Raw genomic sequence first — 13,938 nt, 5'->3', positions numbered from 1 at the left:
ATAATAAAGTTCTTATGTATAAAGTTCACACTATACTTCATACATAAAAACTTTATTTAAACTAAATAGGCATCTAACCTATCCTCACACCACACTTTTGACGACTAGCGTCTAAGGTTTTGTAACCCACAGCACGGTCGAGTGTCTCCATTGATACAGGTAAGTAGACATCACCTTGTTCTTTATAAAGAACATTTGTATACTTATTTTTCATTAATAATCGTTCCTACTAGCTTTGCATGCGCTAAATCTAAAATATTTTTCGCTTCAATCAATTGCTGAGGTTTGATCTTTCCCTGCTTAAGTACAAGTACAACCCCATGACACCGGTTAGCCATTAACCTTGTTTCCGTAAAATCTAATACGGACGGTGAGTCAATAATCACTACATCGTAGCGATTAACAATAATTTGCATAAGTCGAATCATTGTGTCGCTTCCCAAAAGCTCTGCTGGATTATAAGATGGTTTACCGCTCGTTAAAATTTCAAGCTGACCGATGGCGGGCTGATATATAGCCTCTACTAAATCAGCGGTTCTTTCTAGTACATCTGTAAGCCCAACTTTATTAGACAGCTTAAAAATTGTATGGATGAACGGAGAGCGGAGATTGGCATCAATTAATAACACTCTTTGCTTTTGAGCAATAGAAGTCGCTAGATTCGCTGCAATCATTGATTTTCCAGTTCCTTGCTCTGCAGATGTAATTAACAGCAAGTAGTTCTTTTTCTCTTTCATTAAAAATTGAATATTGGTTCTAATTGTTCGAAACTGATCTGAAATTAAAGAGTTTGGATTTGAGTAAGCAATTAGACTTTGTTTTTTAAAAGCGGATGATTGACTTTTTTTACTTAGCATCAGCAGCTTCTCTCCTTACTTCCATTTCTTTCGCTCGTTTTTTATTAATAGATAAATTTTTCTTATTCATACTTGAGATTACGCCGAGAACTGGAACACCGAGAATATCTTCAATCTCACTATGCTTTCGTAGCGTTACATCTAAAGAGTCCAATAAGAATGCCAAACCCACACCAACTGCTAATCCAAACAAAAAGGTAAAAATAATTGTACGACTTTGTGATTCATTGATGGGATAAGGGTTTTCTTTTGCACCGGATAATAGCTGTACATCTTTAAATTTTAAGATGGAAGCAATTTCATTTTTAAAAACGCGAGCCGTTGTATCCGCAATACTTACTGCCCTTTGTGGAGTTGAGTCAACAACTGAGATGCTCACAACTTGAGATTCGTCAATCCTTGTAACTTGTATTTGATTCGCAATCGACTCTGGAGATTTTTGTAGCCTTAACTCTTCTTTTACTTTTTGCATCATGATAGGATCTTTAATCATGACCATTAACGTTTTCATGTATTCACTATCTGTATTAATAATAATTCGTGTTGATGTTTGATAAAGAGGGGAGCTATTTAAGCCGCTGTAGATAACGCCAATCATTGTAGTAATAGCCGTAATGATTAGAATGACCCAGACTCTTTTCTTTAACACATCATAATATTCCTTTAAATTAATTTCTTTGTCACTTTTACCTCTTTGAAAGGTTTGTATATTCTCACTCTTCATGCTAACCACCCTTATTATGCATGTTCAACAAGAATATTGTTCTTTATAAAGAACAATATAAGTTTAAAGTTTCTTCATTTTTAAAATCTATGACATTATATTAGTTCTTTATAAAGAACATGTCAATATAATGTTTTTTTATTTTTTATCATTTATGCTTAGTGGGTGTTCGGTTCTTTCATAATTGACAACAGGATTCCTTCTTGCATCATTTTTTCAATATGAATGATAACTGGAATTAGAGATGTTGTAGGCCCAACCAACTCAGGACCTGTTTGTTCAACCCACGAGTGATATGAAAAGCGAAGCATACGGTACAGCTTCTTTTCAACGAGGGCTATGTAGTACTTAGGCTGATAGATCTTTGCATGATGGTTAAAAATAGAAAAGAAATGACTGAAGTAACCTTGACGCTGATAGTTTAGATGTAAACAAAGTTTATCTATTTCCCATACTCGGGTTCTTTCTTCATAAATCTCAGCATGCCTAGAGAAATCATATTTCCGAACGCCGGATACTTTAGAAGCTTCGTAAACACTATAAGGGGAAAACTCTATCGTTCCCATAAATCTTCTCCTATGATAAAACTTTCGAGTTGGAGCAATGAGAAGATAGCGAACACCTTCTGCTGAGTAAGGATCATTATACCATTTATACTTTTCACAAAAGTACTCCCAAATATTTTGGAAAATCTTCTGTTGCTTAGCTGTTTTAACAATGTCATACATAGCTTCTAATCACCTATTTCCCAGGATCACTACATGCTGTGGTTTATAAAACCAGAAGATGACCTTGCGAACAACGTAACAAGGCCATCTAGCTGTTATTAGCTGTCTAGGTCATTGTTGGAAGAATCTTTTGATGGCTTGTCTTCCCAACCTTTTAATGTCATTTTGACTTCTAACACTTCAACCGTTGGCGTATTCCATTCTTTTTTCATTTTAATCCTCCTTTATATGCTTTTGTTTCATAACTGCTCATGTACCTCATAAACAAGTAAATAAGAGCAAAAAACACATGTGTTCTTTATAAAGAACACATGTGAATCTTATCACTTTAACATTTTATTGTCAATAATCTTTCGTTATTTTCTGAATTTAAACACCATCTCATTTATTTTTTAAGCAGCTTATTGATTAGTGCGCTGCCACTTTTGAAACTCTAAAAACTGCTTAAATTGTTCTTTACTAACTCCGGAATGTGCCGCTTCTTTTGCAAGCTCTACCCATTCTGCGTCTAACTGTGATTCATCTTTATCACTGGTACCATTGATAAGCGTCTCAACATTAACATTTAATACATTCGACACTTTTGTTAAAAACTGAATTGAAGGATTAAGCTGAATGCCACGCTCTACCGATGAAATATAAGATTTAGCTACCCCAGCTCGTGTAGCAAGTTCGGTTAAAGACATTCCTTTTTTTCCTCTTAACTCTCTAATACGCTGACCAATTTCCATTGTCATCACCCTTAACTGTTACTGTTAAGAGCATTATAACATATTTTCTTTTACATTACTTATTTTCAAAATACCGATTGTGACAACTGCTACAATTCAGTTTATGTTGACCATTTTTTATTTTACAGGCGTTTTCCACCACCGATATAAATCGACGCAGCTACCCACTAACAAACCACTGAATAGACCGAGCGGTAAAACTGCCATTTCTTCGTATACAACCCCTTCAATAAAGAGCCCAGAAATACAGCCAAATAAAACTCCTACAAAGGTATAATGTCCAAATAAACCCGCTTTCACCACGATAAAAACCTCTTTCTAATTTTTAAAAATAAGTCGATAGACTCACTATTAGTATAAATTACTCATTATCGCGTGTATAGCATTTTAAACAGTGATCCTGTTATTTTATAAAAAAACTGCCTCATACAAGCAGCTTTTTGTTAGCTAGTTAAAACTTACCTCTTTAATCTTCCAAGTACCACTGGTTGAAGGTTTTTCTAATTTAAAGCTCACTGTTAAGCTTCTTTGACCTTCACCTCTCTCAACTGCAATAGTTGAAACATTTACTGTTCCCTTTACGATTAAGGGCTGTGTTTCTATCACTGATTGAATTTCTTCTTGTTTGTAATGTAATGCTTCAATTTTTTCCACTTTTGAATAGACTTTTTCTAGCTGTTTTTTACCTACTGCTGCTTTCAACAGTATATCATCTCTTTGTTTAACTCCAATTAAGAAAAGCTGAATGAGTTGTTCTGGTGTAGCTGTAGAAACAAATTTCTCAAGATTATCTCCGGCTTTTAACACCATCATTTGATGATCTGGGTCAGCATGATTTCGTTTATGAGTAGTGCTGTCTAAAAAATGAATGCAAAAATGTCCTGGAAATCCGTTATCTAGCGCTCCGGCCCCGTGTGGCATACCATTCATCGATGCAGCTATAAGCTGTCCTTTTACAGGAATCAGAACTGCTTTTCTATTCCAGCTCCAATGATTGTCATAGATGTATTTCATAACGGCTGTATCGGTTCTTGTTAACGGTTGTACATCTGCATGCTTGTTTCCCGCTCGCCGCTGCACGTTAAAGGATAAGCCTGTATCCATATCAATTACCGTAAATTTCTTGCCTTTAGGAAGTAAATGTTGGGCTTCTTTCCATGGTATAATTTTACCTTTTTGTACTGCGCCATAATAAGTTAAAGGATGATTTTTTGCTTTTGCATTTGCTTGAGTCGGCGTAATAAGACTTATAAACAATAAAATAATGAAATATTTGTTCATACATAAACCTCTTTCATGTACATTTTAGCTTTATTAATATACGACAGTTTATGTATTTTATAATTGGCACTTAATAACTAAAAGAAACCTTTATTCGGTTACATGAAATTGTTATGCTTACTTATACTAACATCGGGAGGGAAATGCGTATGAAACTAACTTGGATGTTAGGTCTTATGTTGGTTGCTCATCCAACTGCGTTATCAGACCATTTGTTATTAACCGATGACAATAAACCAATTACAACCATTAATCGTGCAGATATTCAAAGTGATATTCCAGGCGTTCCACTTATTGATGATGATAAATACGACATGCTATTGAAAAAAATTCAGCCTATTGTGTATAAACCACCTGTTAATGCAAAGCTTGATCGTGCGGGCAACATCATTTCTGAGCAGCCTGGCTCACAGCTTAACAGCGTATTATTTAAAGAAGAGTTTTACAGAACCTTTTATAATCATTCACAACCATCCATTAAGATTCCAAAGGTGGCTATTTATCCTAAAGTGGACAGCGAACTGTTAGCATCCGTACGGTCCAAGCAAATTAGTCATTATTATACTTATTTTAATACGCATAATAAAAACCGCTCACACAACATCTCTTTAGCTACAGAAGCCATTAATAATCAAGTTATTTTTCCTGGAGAAACGTTTTCGTTTAATCGTACTGTGGGGCAACGAACAAAAGAAAAAGGCTATCTTCCTGCTAAAATTATCGTGCGTGGTGAATTTTCAGAAGGAATTGGGGGTGGCATTTGTCAAGTTTCCTCAACCTTGTTTAACGCCGTTGATCGTGCGGGATTGGAAGTAACTCAGCGATTTTCACATAGCAAAACGGTTCACTATGTTCCACCGGGAAGAGATGCCACTGTAAGCTGGTACGGTCCTGACTTCAATTTTCGAAACAACTATGACCAACCGCTCCTTATTCGCGCTTATGCAAAGGGAAGTACAGTAAGCATTATGCTATTTTCAACAAATGATCTTCGCTACGAACCAAAAAGTGTACCAAGTATTCAAAAAGAAGATCTCGTCCCATCAGCAGTTGACTAAGTAAAAAGATGTGTTCTGCATGCTATATTGAACACATCTTTTTAGTAAAGAGAGAGCTGTACGCAAACGGCAATCCATTCTTCATCACTCCATTATCTTTTCTTATTTTTTTAGGATAAGAGATAAAAATGGAGAGTTTTTATCACTGTATTACGTCTAATCCGCTGATGTATCATCTTAATGATTATTTAGAACATATATTTATTGGTTGGCTTGAATTGCATCTTCTACAGAATAGTCTTCAAGAGGTAGCTCAATTTCTTGTCCGAGCGCAAGCTTAGCAAGCTGTGATCCTAAATAAGGTCCTACTGTTAAACCTGATGCTCCAAGTCCATTTGCTAAAAAGACGTTTGAATGTGACGGAACGGCCCCGATAATTGGTAAGAACCCTGGCGTAAACGGTCTGAATCCTACGCGAATTTCATCTATTGCTCCGTCGGCTAATCCAGGTGCTATCTCTAATGCTTTATTAAGCACTTCATAAACCCCACCAGCTGTTACCCGGTAATCAAAGCCCGTGTCGTTTTCATGTGTTGCCCCAATTACAATCTTACCTTGTTCAAAAGCGAGAATATATTGGTCATTGGGTGGCATCACAACAGGTAAAGAACCGGTGTCTTCTTCGTCAAGCTGCAAATGCATAATTTGGGCTTTTTGATACGTAACTTGTAAATCAATCCCAATCGGTTCAAATAGCTCTCTTGCCCAAGCTCCCGCCGTAACGATAACATAATCTGCTTCAATAGTAGCTGAACTTGTAAGAACTCCTCTTATTTTTTTACCTTTATATAGAAGTTCGGCTTCATCATGAATGAGTTTTGCTCCATGTTTTTGGGCCCCTGCAAGCAGAGCTTCACACAATGCTCTTCCATTAACGCGAGCAGCTCCGCTAATGTGAACAGATTGAAAGCCATTTTGTAAAAAGGGAAACCCCCGTTGAGTTTTATCTTCTAGCAAGCGACTGATATCACCAATTTCAGGCGCATCTTCACGTCGCTTGTAAGCCCGCTCTTGCATTTTATCAAGTTTATTTTCATCTGTATGAATACTGATCGCTCCAACCTTTTTATAGCCTATATTTGTTTCTCCATCCGCTTCTAAGCTTGCAATTAAGTCTTGATAATATTTTGCACCGTACTTAGCTAAACGGTACCAAGCTTTATTACGACGCTGTGACAGCCATGGGCATACAATTCCTGCAGCTGCATCTGTTGCTTGTCCATCATGCTTTTTGTCTACAACCGTTACATCCGCTCCTGATTTGGCTAAATGATAAGCAGTTGATGCTCCTAATATTCCTGCTCCGATAACGATATATGTACTCATTTATTAACATTCCTTTATTCTCTATTAGTCATTAGTTGATGAAGATGGTGCTTCACCACTTTGTTCTTTAATTTGTTTATCGATTGCTTCCTTTGTTTGCTTACGAACCTGATCTTTTCGCTCATACTCGTTTTGGTAATAATCTTTAACCGTTTGATAGCGCTCTTTAATGAGGTCACGATAAACTTCGGCTTCTTTTTTATTTTTAAACTTATTTTCTTGTTCTAAAAAGCGACCAGCCTTTTGCATCCTTAAATCTGTATATAATAACCTTGTTGATACACCATTGACCGCAAACAGGGCTTGACTAAAGATTTTATTGCTTGTAAACATGGCTTGCTGCAAATTTCCCGACTCCCACTGAGCCCATTCCCATGCTAAGCGCAGCTACTACGTTTTTCATGCTTTCGCGTCCCCCTTCATACTATATCATCCATATGGTAACATAAAACAGCTCTCCGAAATCCATTTTTTGTATAATGAAAATTCGAGCTACTGCTTTATCTACTGCCTTCGAAGTCAATTAAACTATGATATGCTAGAGAAAGGAAGGTGACTATATGAAACAAATTAAAGTTAATCAATACGATGCGTTTAGTAGAAAACCGCATAAGGGAAACCCTGCAGGAGTTGTTTTTAAAGCTGACTCACTAACAGATCATGAGATGCAGCTCATTGCAACAAAAACAAAATTTAGTGAAACAGCTTTTATTTTACCATCTTCATCCGCAGAATTACATATCCGCTACTTTACTCCTGGACAGGAAGTTGATTTATGTGGACATGCCACCATTGCGTCGCTTTATGCACTCTATACGAATAATATGCTCTCAAAAAAAAAACTAAAGATTGAAACCAAAGCTGGCATTTTACCAATTAAAATAGAAGATAACGATCAGGTACTCATTACAATGAATCAAGCAAAGCCTAGCTTTCACCCTTTTAATGGCTCAAAAGATGAATTAGCAAGTGCTCTTGGAATTACAGTACATGACTTTTCTTCAGATTTACCCATTGTTTACGGAAGCACGGGAAGTTGGACTTTAATTGTGCCATTAAAATCCCTGACTGCTTGTCAAAAAATACAGCCTTTATCGAAAAGATTCCCGCAACTACTAACAGATTTTCCGAGAGCTTCTATTCATCCTTTTTGCTTTGAAACCGTTCATAAAGATGCACATATGCACGGGCGCCACTTCTCTTCTCCTTATTCAGGGATAGTAGAAGACCCGGTAACAGGAACTGCTTCAGGCGTGATGGGCGCTTACTACGCAACCTATGTTCACGACTCAGCCTTCAGCAGCATGAATCTACTTGTTGAACAAGGGTTGGAAATAGAGAGGGATGGATTGGTGTATGTTAAAGTGGAAAACTCTCGTGATTTGTGCATTTCAATTGCTGGTGAAGCTGTCTATGCAGAAACAAAAACTATTTTAATTTAATAAAACAATAAAAAATCGTACATCTTCATGTACGATTTTCCTATGTAAAAACTTATGAGAAAACAGCTTGAACGCTCATCACCGTTACAGTTAACACAAGCACTAAATTTCCAAGAATTAACCAGGGCTTCACGCTCCCACGCTTTCCTTTAATCGCTGTAATAAGTCCAGCTACTGGGAGTAACGCCATTAGGATGACCCAAATTTTTCGAATAATTCCTGATTCTAAATAAAATCCTACTTGCACCATTGTAAATAAAACAATTGTCAGTACAAACAGTAGGCCCGGAATAAATAAATGTACGCCTCTTGGCCTTGATGAATAGTACAAAACATCACTTTCTTTCTATATATAATTTTAGCTAACAACAACGTTATCATTTACCAAAGGTTTTGACAACTTGTCAGACAAAGTTGTTAACAAAATTTAATAAAAGGTCATTAGTGCTTGGTTTCTTCAAATGGAAATTCCTCTGTTGTATGAATAATCCCTTTCAAATATGATTTATCCAAAGGTTTACCTTCTATCCATTCTTTAAATGAAAAGGTGAAAGGCTCAGCTGACCGACCAATTCCAACTGCTACTTGCAGCGTATGAGGTTCATATGCAACCGTATGCAACGTTCCAGCTGAATTTTTATAGTCTTCTTTAAAGACTCCGTAGGCTGGATCATTAAAAACTTGATACGAATCTCGTATGGATAGCGCTTGGTCAATCTGGTTCCGAATATTCTCTAAACGCTCTGTTGATTCAACGAGGTGATGACGATTCTCTTCGACTAATTCATGAAAATGATTTGTACAAGCCATCGTAGCTCCTCTCAATACGCGCACTCCTCTACCTGATGCCTCCACAACAGCTGCATTCCCACTTCGATCATAAAGTGAATAGTTAAATGCATGCCTGTGGGGTGCTCTCTCTAAAACAGCTATCGCTTCTTCCGTTGTTTCGCATGATTCCAAAATAAAACGAGCTAACGTGCAGCAAATGAAGCCACCTGTCTGCCTGCGACGATTGACAAAATGGTAGCCGACTACAAGGCCTTTTTCGTTCATACCATCCATACGACCAATCATTCTAGTTCCAAATCCTACGCTAGCAAAGCCTTGGTCGGGTTGAAAGAGTAAAAACCTTCCTTCATATGTTTTAGGGTGATAGTCATAGTTACGCACATACACTCCGTTTTGCATAAGAGCAGAACACCCTGTTTTATCCCAGTTTTGTTGATAGCCACTGTATTCATGAACAATATCTTCAAGCGACCATTCTAGCCCTTCACTCAATCCTTCTAGCTCACTCCACAAGCCTGGTGCAAACAAATCATAATACGTTTTAGCCTGACGTTGATTAGCCTCATAGCTTCGAATCGATCGCTTTCTTCTTTTCAAATGATTCTCTTCAAGCTTTGTGCCCTTATGCAGTAACCCTTGTAGCATACCAAGGTTATAATAAGATCCTCTTCCCTGGATAATCTCTACCTTTATTTCTTTCATTTCCTTTTCACCTCATTTAATCTACTCTTATTTTGCAGGAAATGAACATTGCTTTGCAACTTTCAACCCTCATACAAGACATCCAAATGGAATAAAGTTAAAGAGTGAGCGTTTTGAATTAATAAATATTAATTTGAGGTGATGACTAATGCTACAAGAGAAAATAGCAAAAGAAATCCATTATTATATACAAAAAATTCAAGGCAGACAATCAGCTGATGGTTCCTTTCAGTATTGCTTTGAAGGGGGTGTTATGACGGACTCTTTCTTAATTATGCTCTTGCGAAGCATTGAACACCCAAACCAGAAGCTTGTTGAAAAGCTTACGAAGCGAATTGTTTCAAAACAAAACAAAGATGGCGTTTGGACTTTACACGATGATGAAAAGCCAAACCCCTCTGCGACTCTTCAAGCCTACGCAGCCCTTTTATATTCTGGCTTCTATACGCGCGAAGATCGCGTTCTTCGAAAAGCAGAAGCTTACCTCATTGAAACCAATGCGCTATCAAAGGCTCATTTTATGACAAAATGGATGCTCGCAGCAAACGGATTGTACGACTGGCCTTCGTTATTTTATTTACCGCTTTCGTTTCTAGTCGTTCCGCCTAACGCTCCACTTAGCTTTTATAATTTAAGCGCTTATGCACGCATTCATTTTATTCCAATGATGATCGTTGCCAATAAAAAATTTTCAGTGACATCTAAGCATACCCCTTCTCTCAGCCATTTACTCACAAGGTTAGAGGAACTGGATATGCAACGAAATGTTCGAGCATCACCATTTCTTAAGCAAGTGAAACATTTGACATCCCTTCCATCTTATATTCATCGACTTGGGTATCAAGCAGCTGAGCGCTACATGCTCGATCGATTAGAAGATGATGGGACGCTATACAGTTACGCTAGTGCTACATTTTTTATGATTTACGCTCTTTTAGCGCTTGGATATAAGCGTAATTCTCCAATTGTTCAACGGGCCGTTGAGGGAATTTGCGGATTAGCTAGTGAATGCTCCACTTATACACATATTGAAAATTCTACGTCAACCGTATGGGATACAGCTCTTTTAACTTATGCACTTCAAGAAGCCGGCCTATCTTGGAAAGACCCCATGATAAGAAAAGCGACTTCCTATTTACAGCAAAAACAACATTCTCGCTTTGGAGATTGGCGTGTTCACAACCCAGGTATTCAACCAGGTGGATGGGGATTTTCACATAACAACACCATCAACCCTGATTTAGATGATACTTCAGCTGCAATTCGTGCACTAACAAGTCGAGCCTCAGACGATCCTTCCTATTTCCATTCGTGGCAAAAAGGAATCAACTGGCTGTTATCGATGCAAAATCGAGACGGTGGGTTCGCTGCCTTTGAAAAAAACACTGATAGCACGTTGTTTACGTATCTACCCCTTGAAAATGCGGAAGATGCGGCTACAGATCCCGCAACTGCGGATTTAACGGGCCGAGTACTAGAATGCCTTGGGTCATTTGGAGGCATGAACAAAAATCACCCAAAAATTCAAGCAGCCGTTGATTGGTTATTTGACAATCAAGAAGAGAATGGCAGCTGGTATGGTCGATGGGGAGTTTGCTATATATACGGTACATGGGCAGCCGTTACGGGCCTTTTAGCAGTAGGTGTTTCAAAACACGATAAGCAGATTGTAAAAGCAATTAACTGGCTTAAGAGCATCCAGCGTTCAGATGGCGGCTGGGGAGAATCATGCTCTAGTGCGAAATACAAGCGCTATATACCATTATCGTTTAGTACACCTTCTCAAACGGCTTGGGCTATAGATGCACTACTAAGCGTCTGTCCGAAAACAAACCAAGAAATAATAGATGGTGTTTCCTTTTTACTTAATCGCTCAGAACAAACTATACAGCAACGGAACTATCCGACCGGTATAGGACTTCCCGGGCAATTTTATATTAACTATCACAGCTATAATGACCTTTTTCCATTATTAGCTCTTTCTCATTATCAAGCAAAGGCTTAAAAAAACTTCTCCAACTAATGGAGAAGTTTTTCATTTGAAAATCCCATATTTTCAATAGGTAACTTTTTCTTTTAGCGATAGCCATGTACGGTCTTTTATTTTTTGAACTAATACTTCCTGTTCAAAGAACGCAGAAAGCCGATCCTCCGTTAACAAATCAGCTGTTTTGCCAGCCGAAAACACTCGTCCTTCTTTCATTAGCATAGTATGGGTAAAGCAGGATAAGATTTCCTCTACATGATGCGTCACATAAATAAGAGTTGGACCATCTGGTTCTATCGCAATCTGCTGGATTAACAATAGTAATTGCTCTTTAGCTAAAAGGTCTAAACCTGTACACGGCTCATCTAGAATAAGAAGCTTTGGAGACGCCATCAATGCGCGTGCAATTAACACTCGTTGACGCTCACCTTGAGATAAGGTGCGATACAGTTGATTTGCAAAGTGCTGGCACTTAAGCTGCTTGAGCAGTTGGTTTGCACGTTTTATCTCTTCTTGAGTTACGCTTTCATACAATCCAATTGAAGCAAACTTACCGCTTAAAACAATCGTGATTGCCGTTTCATCCTCAGGAAATCGCTGTTGTAACGACGAACTGACCCAGCCAATTTCTTTGCGCATTTCTGGCAAATTAGTTGCACCAAACGTATGATTTAAAATGGTTGCTTCTCCTTTAGTTGGCCATATGTATCCATTTATAACGTTTAAGAGCGTTGTTTTGCCACAGCCATTTAAGCCTAGTAAACACCAATGCTCGTTTTGATTGATTTCCCACGATATGTCGTTTAGCAGCAATTTGTTTTCGCGTATAAGTGAAATATTTGTTAATTCTACAATATTAGTCAACTGACACCCCTCCAGCTTGAATTGAATAAACATCAATAGGTTTATCCCACTTTATAATCTGCTTTTCTTTTTTCATTCCTATTTTTACCACTACTTTTCGCGATGCGTGATGCTCTGGATCAATTAAAGCTGTAATCCTCGTTAACCCAAGGTTTTGAAACCCGTGGTTAATACAACTTTGAGCCGCTTCGGTTGCATAGCCTTTCCCCCAAAAATCTTGAAGAAATAAATACCCTAACTCTACTTCTATGGTGCCATCAACCCTTTGCAACAACAAGCCACACTGCCCGATAATTTGTTTTCCCCCTTTTTTTTCTGCGGTCCACAAACTAAAGCCGTAGGACATATCATGATTTTGGACAGATTGAATCCACAGCTTGGTTTCATCCATGCTTTTTGTATGAAGATAGAATTTCATCGCTTTTGGATCATTAAATATTTGAAACAGCGCTTGATCATCAGACGCTTTCATCTTTCTTAAAATTAACCGCTCTGTTTCTATTATAGCAAGATTCATCGCTCGACTCCTTTTTAAGTTTATGATGATAAATACAGTTTACGAAATGCCTTAGGGGTTAATTTTTCATATTTCTTAAACTGCTTAATAAAATAGCTGACATTTTCATATCCAACAAATGCTGCAACTTCTGAGACAGACATTTGGCTATGTTTAATTAAGAGCTCCTTCGCTTTTTGAATGCGCACTCGCGTAACGTATTCGATTGGTCTTAAACCAAAAACTTGCTGAAATAAAAGGCACGTATACTGAGGCGTTACGTTTAAAGAGTGAGCAATAGCATCTAGGGTTACAACACTAGCATACGAACCTTCAATATAATCAATGGCAGGCTGAAGCTGCGCGTGGTGCTCATGTCTCGTTTTTCTTTCAGACAGCAAGCAGTCATTTTGTAAATGAAGTAAAAAGCTATAAATTAACTCAGAAGCCTTTAAGCTACTTGATGATCCTTTGCTTTCGAACGCTGTAATCATATCATTTAGCTTTTGCAAAAGCGTTTCAGCATACGTTACCTTAACCTTTGTTGAGTTTAGCAAGCCAAATGTTCGAAGAGTTTCATTGATTTGTGCTCCATTAAACGAAACCCAACATACTTCCCACTGTTCACTTAAAGGATAATATTCATGCGGAACATGAGGAGTTAGAAAAAAACCTTCATTCTGTTCAATTGTATACGCTTCGTTATTCACACAAAGCTTCCCCTTCCCACTCATACACTGAATCCACTGAAAGTCTGGAAACTCGTGTTCACGTGCGATATGAACTTGATGTTTCCAGTACCCTACGCTTGAGACATAAAAGGGTAGGCTAATATCTAACTCTGTTAGTGTTGGAAAAATTGCTTTATCCATTTAACTTCCTCTCCTGCTCATCATTCTTCATATGAATTTTGTTATATTTTTTTAAAATTGTCTGATTGATTCGCTTTT

Annotated in this window: 17 protein-coding genes; 3 read left to right on the top strand and 14 right to left on the bottom strand. The window is 37.7% G+C overall.

All coding sequences use genetic code 11. The annotated features are described in order from the left end of the window. Window positions 1-203: 203 nt before the first annotated feature. The 7 genes from LZP85_RS07485 to LZP85_RS07455 form a co-directional block, all read right to left on the bottom strand. Complete coding sequence (locus tag LZP85_RS07485; protein WP_064484033.1) at window positions 204-857, bottom strand: CpsD/CapB family tyrosine-protein kinase; 654 nt, start codon at window positions 855-857, stop codon at window positions 204-206. Next, window positions 847-1,581: a YveK family protein gene (locus LZP85_RS07480; protein WP_062686483.1), complete on the bottom strand. Its 735-nt coding sequence runs from the start codon at window positions 1,579-1,581 to the stop codon at window positions 847-849. The genes LZP85_RS07485 and LZP85_RS07480 overlap by 11 nt, the downstream gene beginning before the upstream one ends. 158 nt (window positions 1,582-1,739) lie before the next feature. Then, window positions 1,740-2,309: a hypothetical protein gene (locus LZP85_RS07475; protein ID WP_206833452.1), complete on the bottom strand. Its 570-nt coding sequence runs from the start codon at window positions 2,307-2,309 to the stop codon at window positions 1,740-1,742. Between the two features lie 98 nt (window positions 2,310-2,407). Continuing rightward, window positions 2,408-2,521, bottom strand: a complete 114-nt coding sequence (locus LZP85_RS07470) for a paeninodin family lasso peptide (RefSeq protein WP_119543706.1) — start codon at window positions 2,519-2,521, stop codon at window positions 2,408-2,410. 189 nt (window positions 2,522-2,710) lie between these two features. Then, window positions 2,711-3,040, bottom strand: coding sequence for a helix-turn-helix domain-containing protein (locus tag LZP85_RS07465; protein WP_062954471.1), 330 nt, complete (start codon window positions 3,038-3,040; stop codon window positions 2,711-2,713). 117 nt (window positions 3,041-3,157) lie between these two features. Then, window positions 3,158-3,343: a hypothetical protein gene (locus tag LZP85_RS07460; RefSeq protein WP_062954473.1), complete on the bottom strand. Its 186-nt coding sequence runs from the start codon at window positions 3,341-3,343 to the stop codon at window positions 3,158-3,160. 144 nt (window positions 3,344-3,487) lie between these two features. After that, complete coding sequence (locus LZP85_RS07455; RefSeq protein WP_234562129.1) at window positions 3,488-4,321, bottom strand: hypothetical protein; 834 nt, start codon at window positions 4,319-4,321, stop codon at window positions 3,488-3,490. A 149-nt stretch (window positions 4,322-4,470) separates the two neighbouring features. On the opposite strand from LZP85_RS07455, the gene LZP85_RS07450 reads away from it, so the two are divergent. After that, window positions 4,471-5,379: a VanW family protein gene (locus LZP85_RS07450; protein WP_206782422.1), complete on the top strand. Its 909-nt coding sequence runs from the start codon at window positions 4,471-4,473 to the stop codon at window positions 5,377-5,379. Between the two features lie 201 nt (window positions 5,380-5,580). On the opposite strand, the gene LZP85_RS07445 is transcribed toward LZP85_RS07450, so the two are convergent. Then, window positions 5,581-6,705: an NAD(P)/FAD-dependent oxidoreductase gene (locus LZP85_RS07445; RefSeq protein WP_234562128.1), complete on the bottom strand. Its 1,125-nt coding sequence runs from the start codon at window positions 6,703-6,705 to the stop codon at window positions 5,581-5,583. Window positions 6,706-6,729: 24 nt separating this feature from the next. Continuing rightward, window positions 6,730-7,050, bottom strand: a complete 321-nt coding sequence (locus tag LZP85_RS07440) for a hypothetical protein (protein WP_142925381.1) — start codon at window positions 7,048-7,050, stop codon at window positions 6,730-6,732. A gap of 215 nt (window positions 7,051-7,265) precedes the next feature. Between LZP85_RS07440 and LZP85_RS07435 the strand changes: the two genes are divergently transcribed. Further along, complete coding sequence (locus LZP85_RS07435; RefSeq protein WP_234562126.1) at window positions 7,266-8,147, top strand: PhzF family phenazine biosynthesis protein; 882 nt, start codon at window positions 7,266-7,268, stop codon at window positions 8,145-8,147. Between the two features lie 52 nt (window positions 8,148-8,199). On the opposite strand, the gene LZP85_RS07430 is transcribed toward LZP85_RS07435, so the two are convergent. After that, a complete protein-coding gene (locus LZP85_RS07430; RefSeq protein ID WP_224840177.1) occupies window positions 8,200-8,478 on the bottom strand; it encodes a hypothetical protein in 279 nt (92 codons plus the stop codon). A gap of 110 nt (window positions 8,479-8,588) precedes the next feature. Beyond that, the gene (locus LZP85_RS07425) at window positions 8,589-9,641 is read right to left on the bottom strand and encodes a C45 family autoproteolytic acyltransferase/hydrolase (protein ID WP_076513162.1); all 1,053 of its coding nucleotides are present in this window, start codon (window positions 9,639-9,641) and stop codon (window positions 8,589-8,591) included. A gap of 148 nt (window positions 9,642-9,789) precedes the next feature. On the opposite strand from LZP85_RS07425, the gene LZP85_RS07420 reads away from it, so the two are divergent. Next, window positions 9,790-11,646, top strand: a complete 1,857-nt coding sequence (locus LZP85_RS07420) for a terpene cyclase/mutase family protein (protein ID WP_226639207.1) — start codon at window positions 9,790-9,792, stop codon at window positions 11,644-11,646. Between the two features lie 51 nt (window positions 11,647-11,697). On the opposite strand, the gene LZP85_RS07415 is transcribed toward LZP85_RS07420, so the two are convergent. Genes LZP85_RS07415 through LZP85_RS07405 form a run of 3 tightly spaced genes read right to left on the bottom strand, consistent with a single transcriptional unit; the run spans window position 11,698 to window position 13,860 of the window. Continuing rightward, window positions 11,698-12,483 (bottom strand): ABC transporter ATP-binding protein, encoded by a 786-nt coding sequence (locus tag LZP85_RS07415; RefSeq protein WP_025910517.1) that lies wholly within the window; start codon window positions 12,481-12,483, stop codon window positions 11,698-11,700. 1 nt (window position 12,484) lies between these two features. Next, window positions 12,485-13,009: a GNAT family N-acetyltransferase gene (locus tag LZP85_RS07410; RefSeq protein ID WP_119543720.1), complete on the bottom strand. Its 525-nt coding sequence runs from the start codon at window positions 13,007-13,009 to the stop codon at window positions 12,485-12,487. A gap of 20 nt (window positions 13,010-13,029) precedes the next feature. After that, window positions 13,030-13,860, bottom strand: coding sequence for an AraC family transcriptional regulator (locus LZP85_RS07405; protein ID WP_226639209.1), 831 nt, complete (start codon window positions 13,858-13,860; stop codon window positions 13,030-13,032). Window positions 13,861-13,938: the final 78 nt, after the last annotated feature.

It is taken from the genome of Priestia flexa, from assembly GCF_021441905.1.
GTDB lineage: Bacteria > Bacillota > Bacilli > Bacillales > Bacillaceae_H > Priestia > Priestia flexa.
The sequence above is the reverse complement of the archived record's forward strand: the minus strand, read 5'-3'. Positions and strand labels throughout refer to the sequence as shown.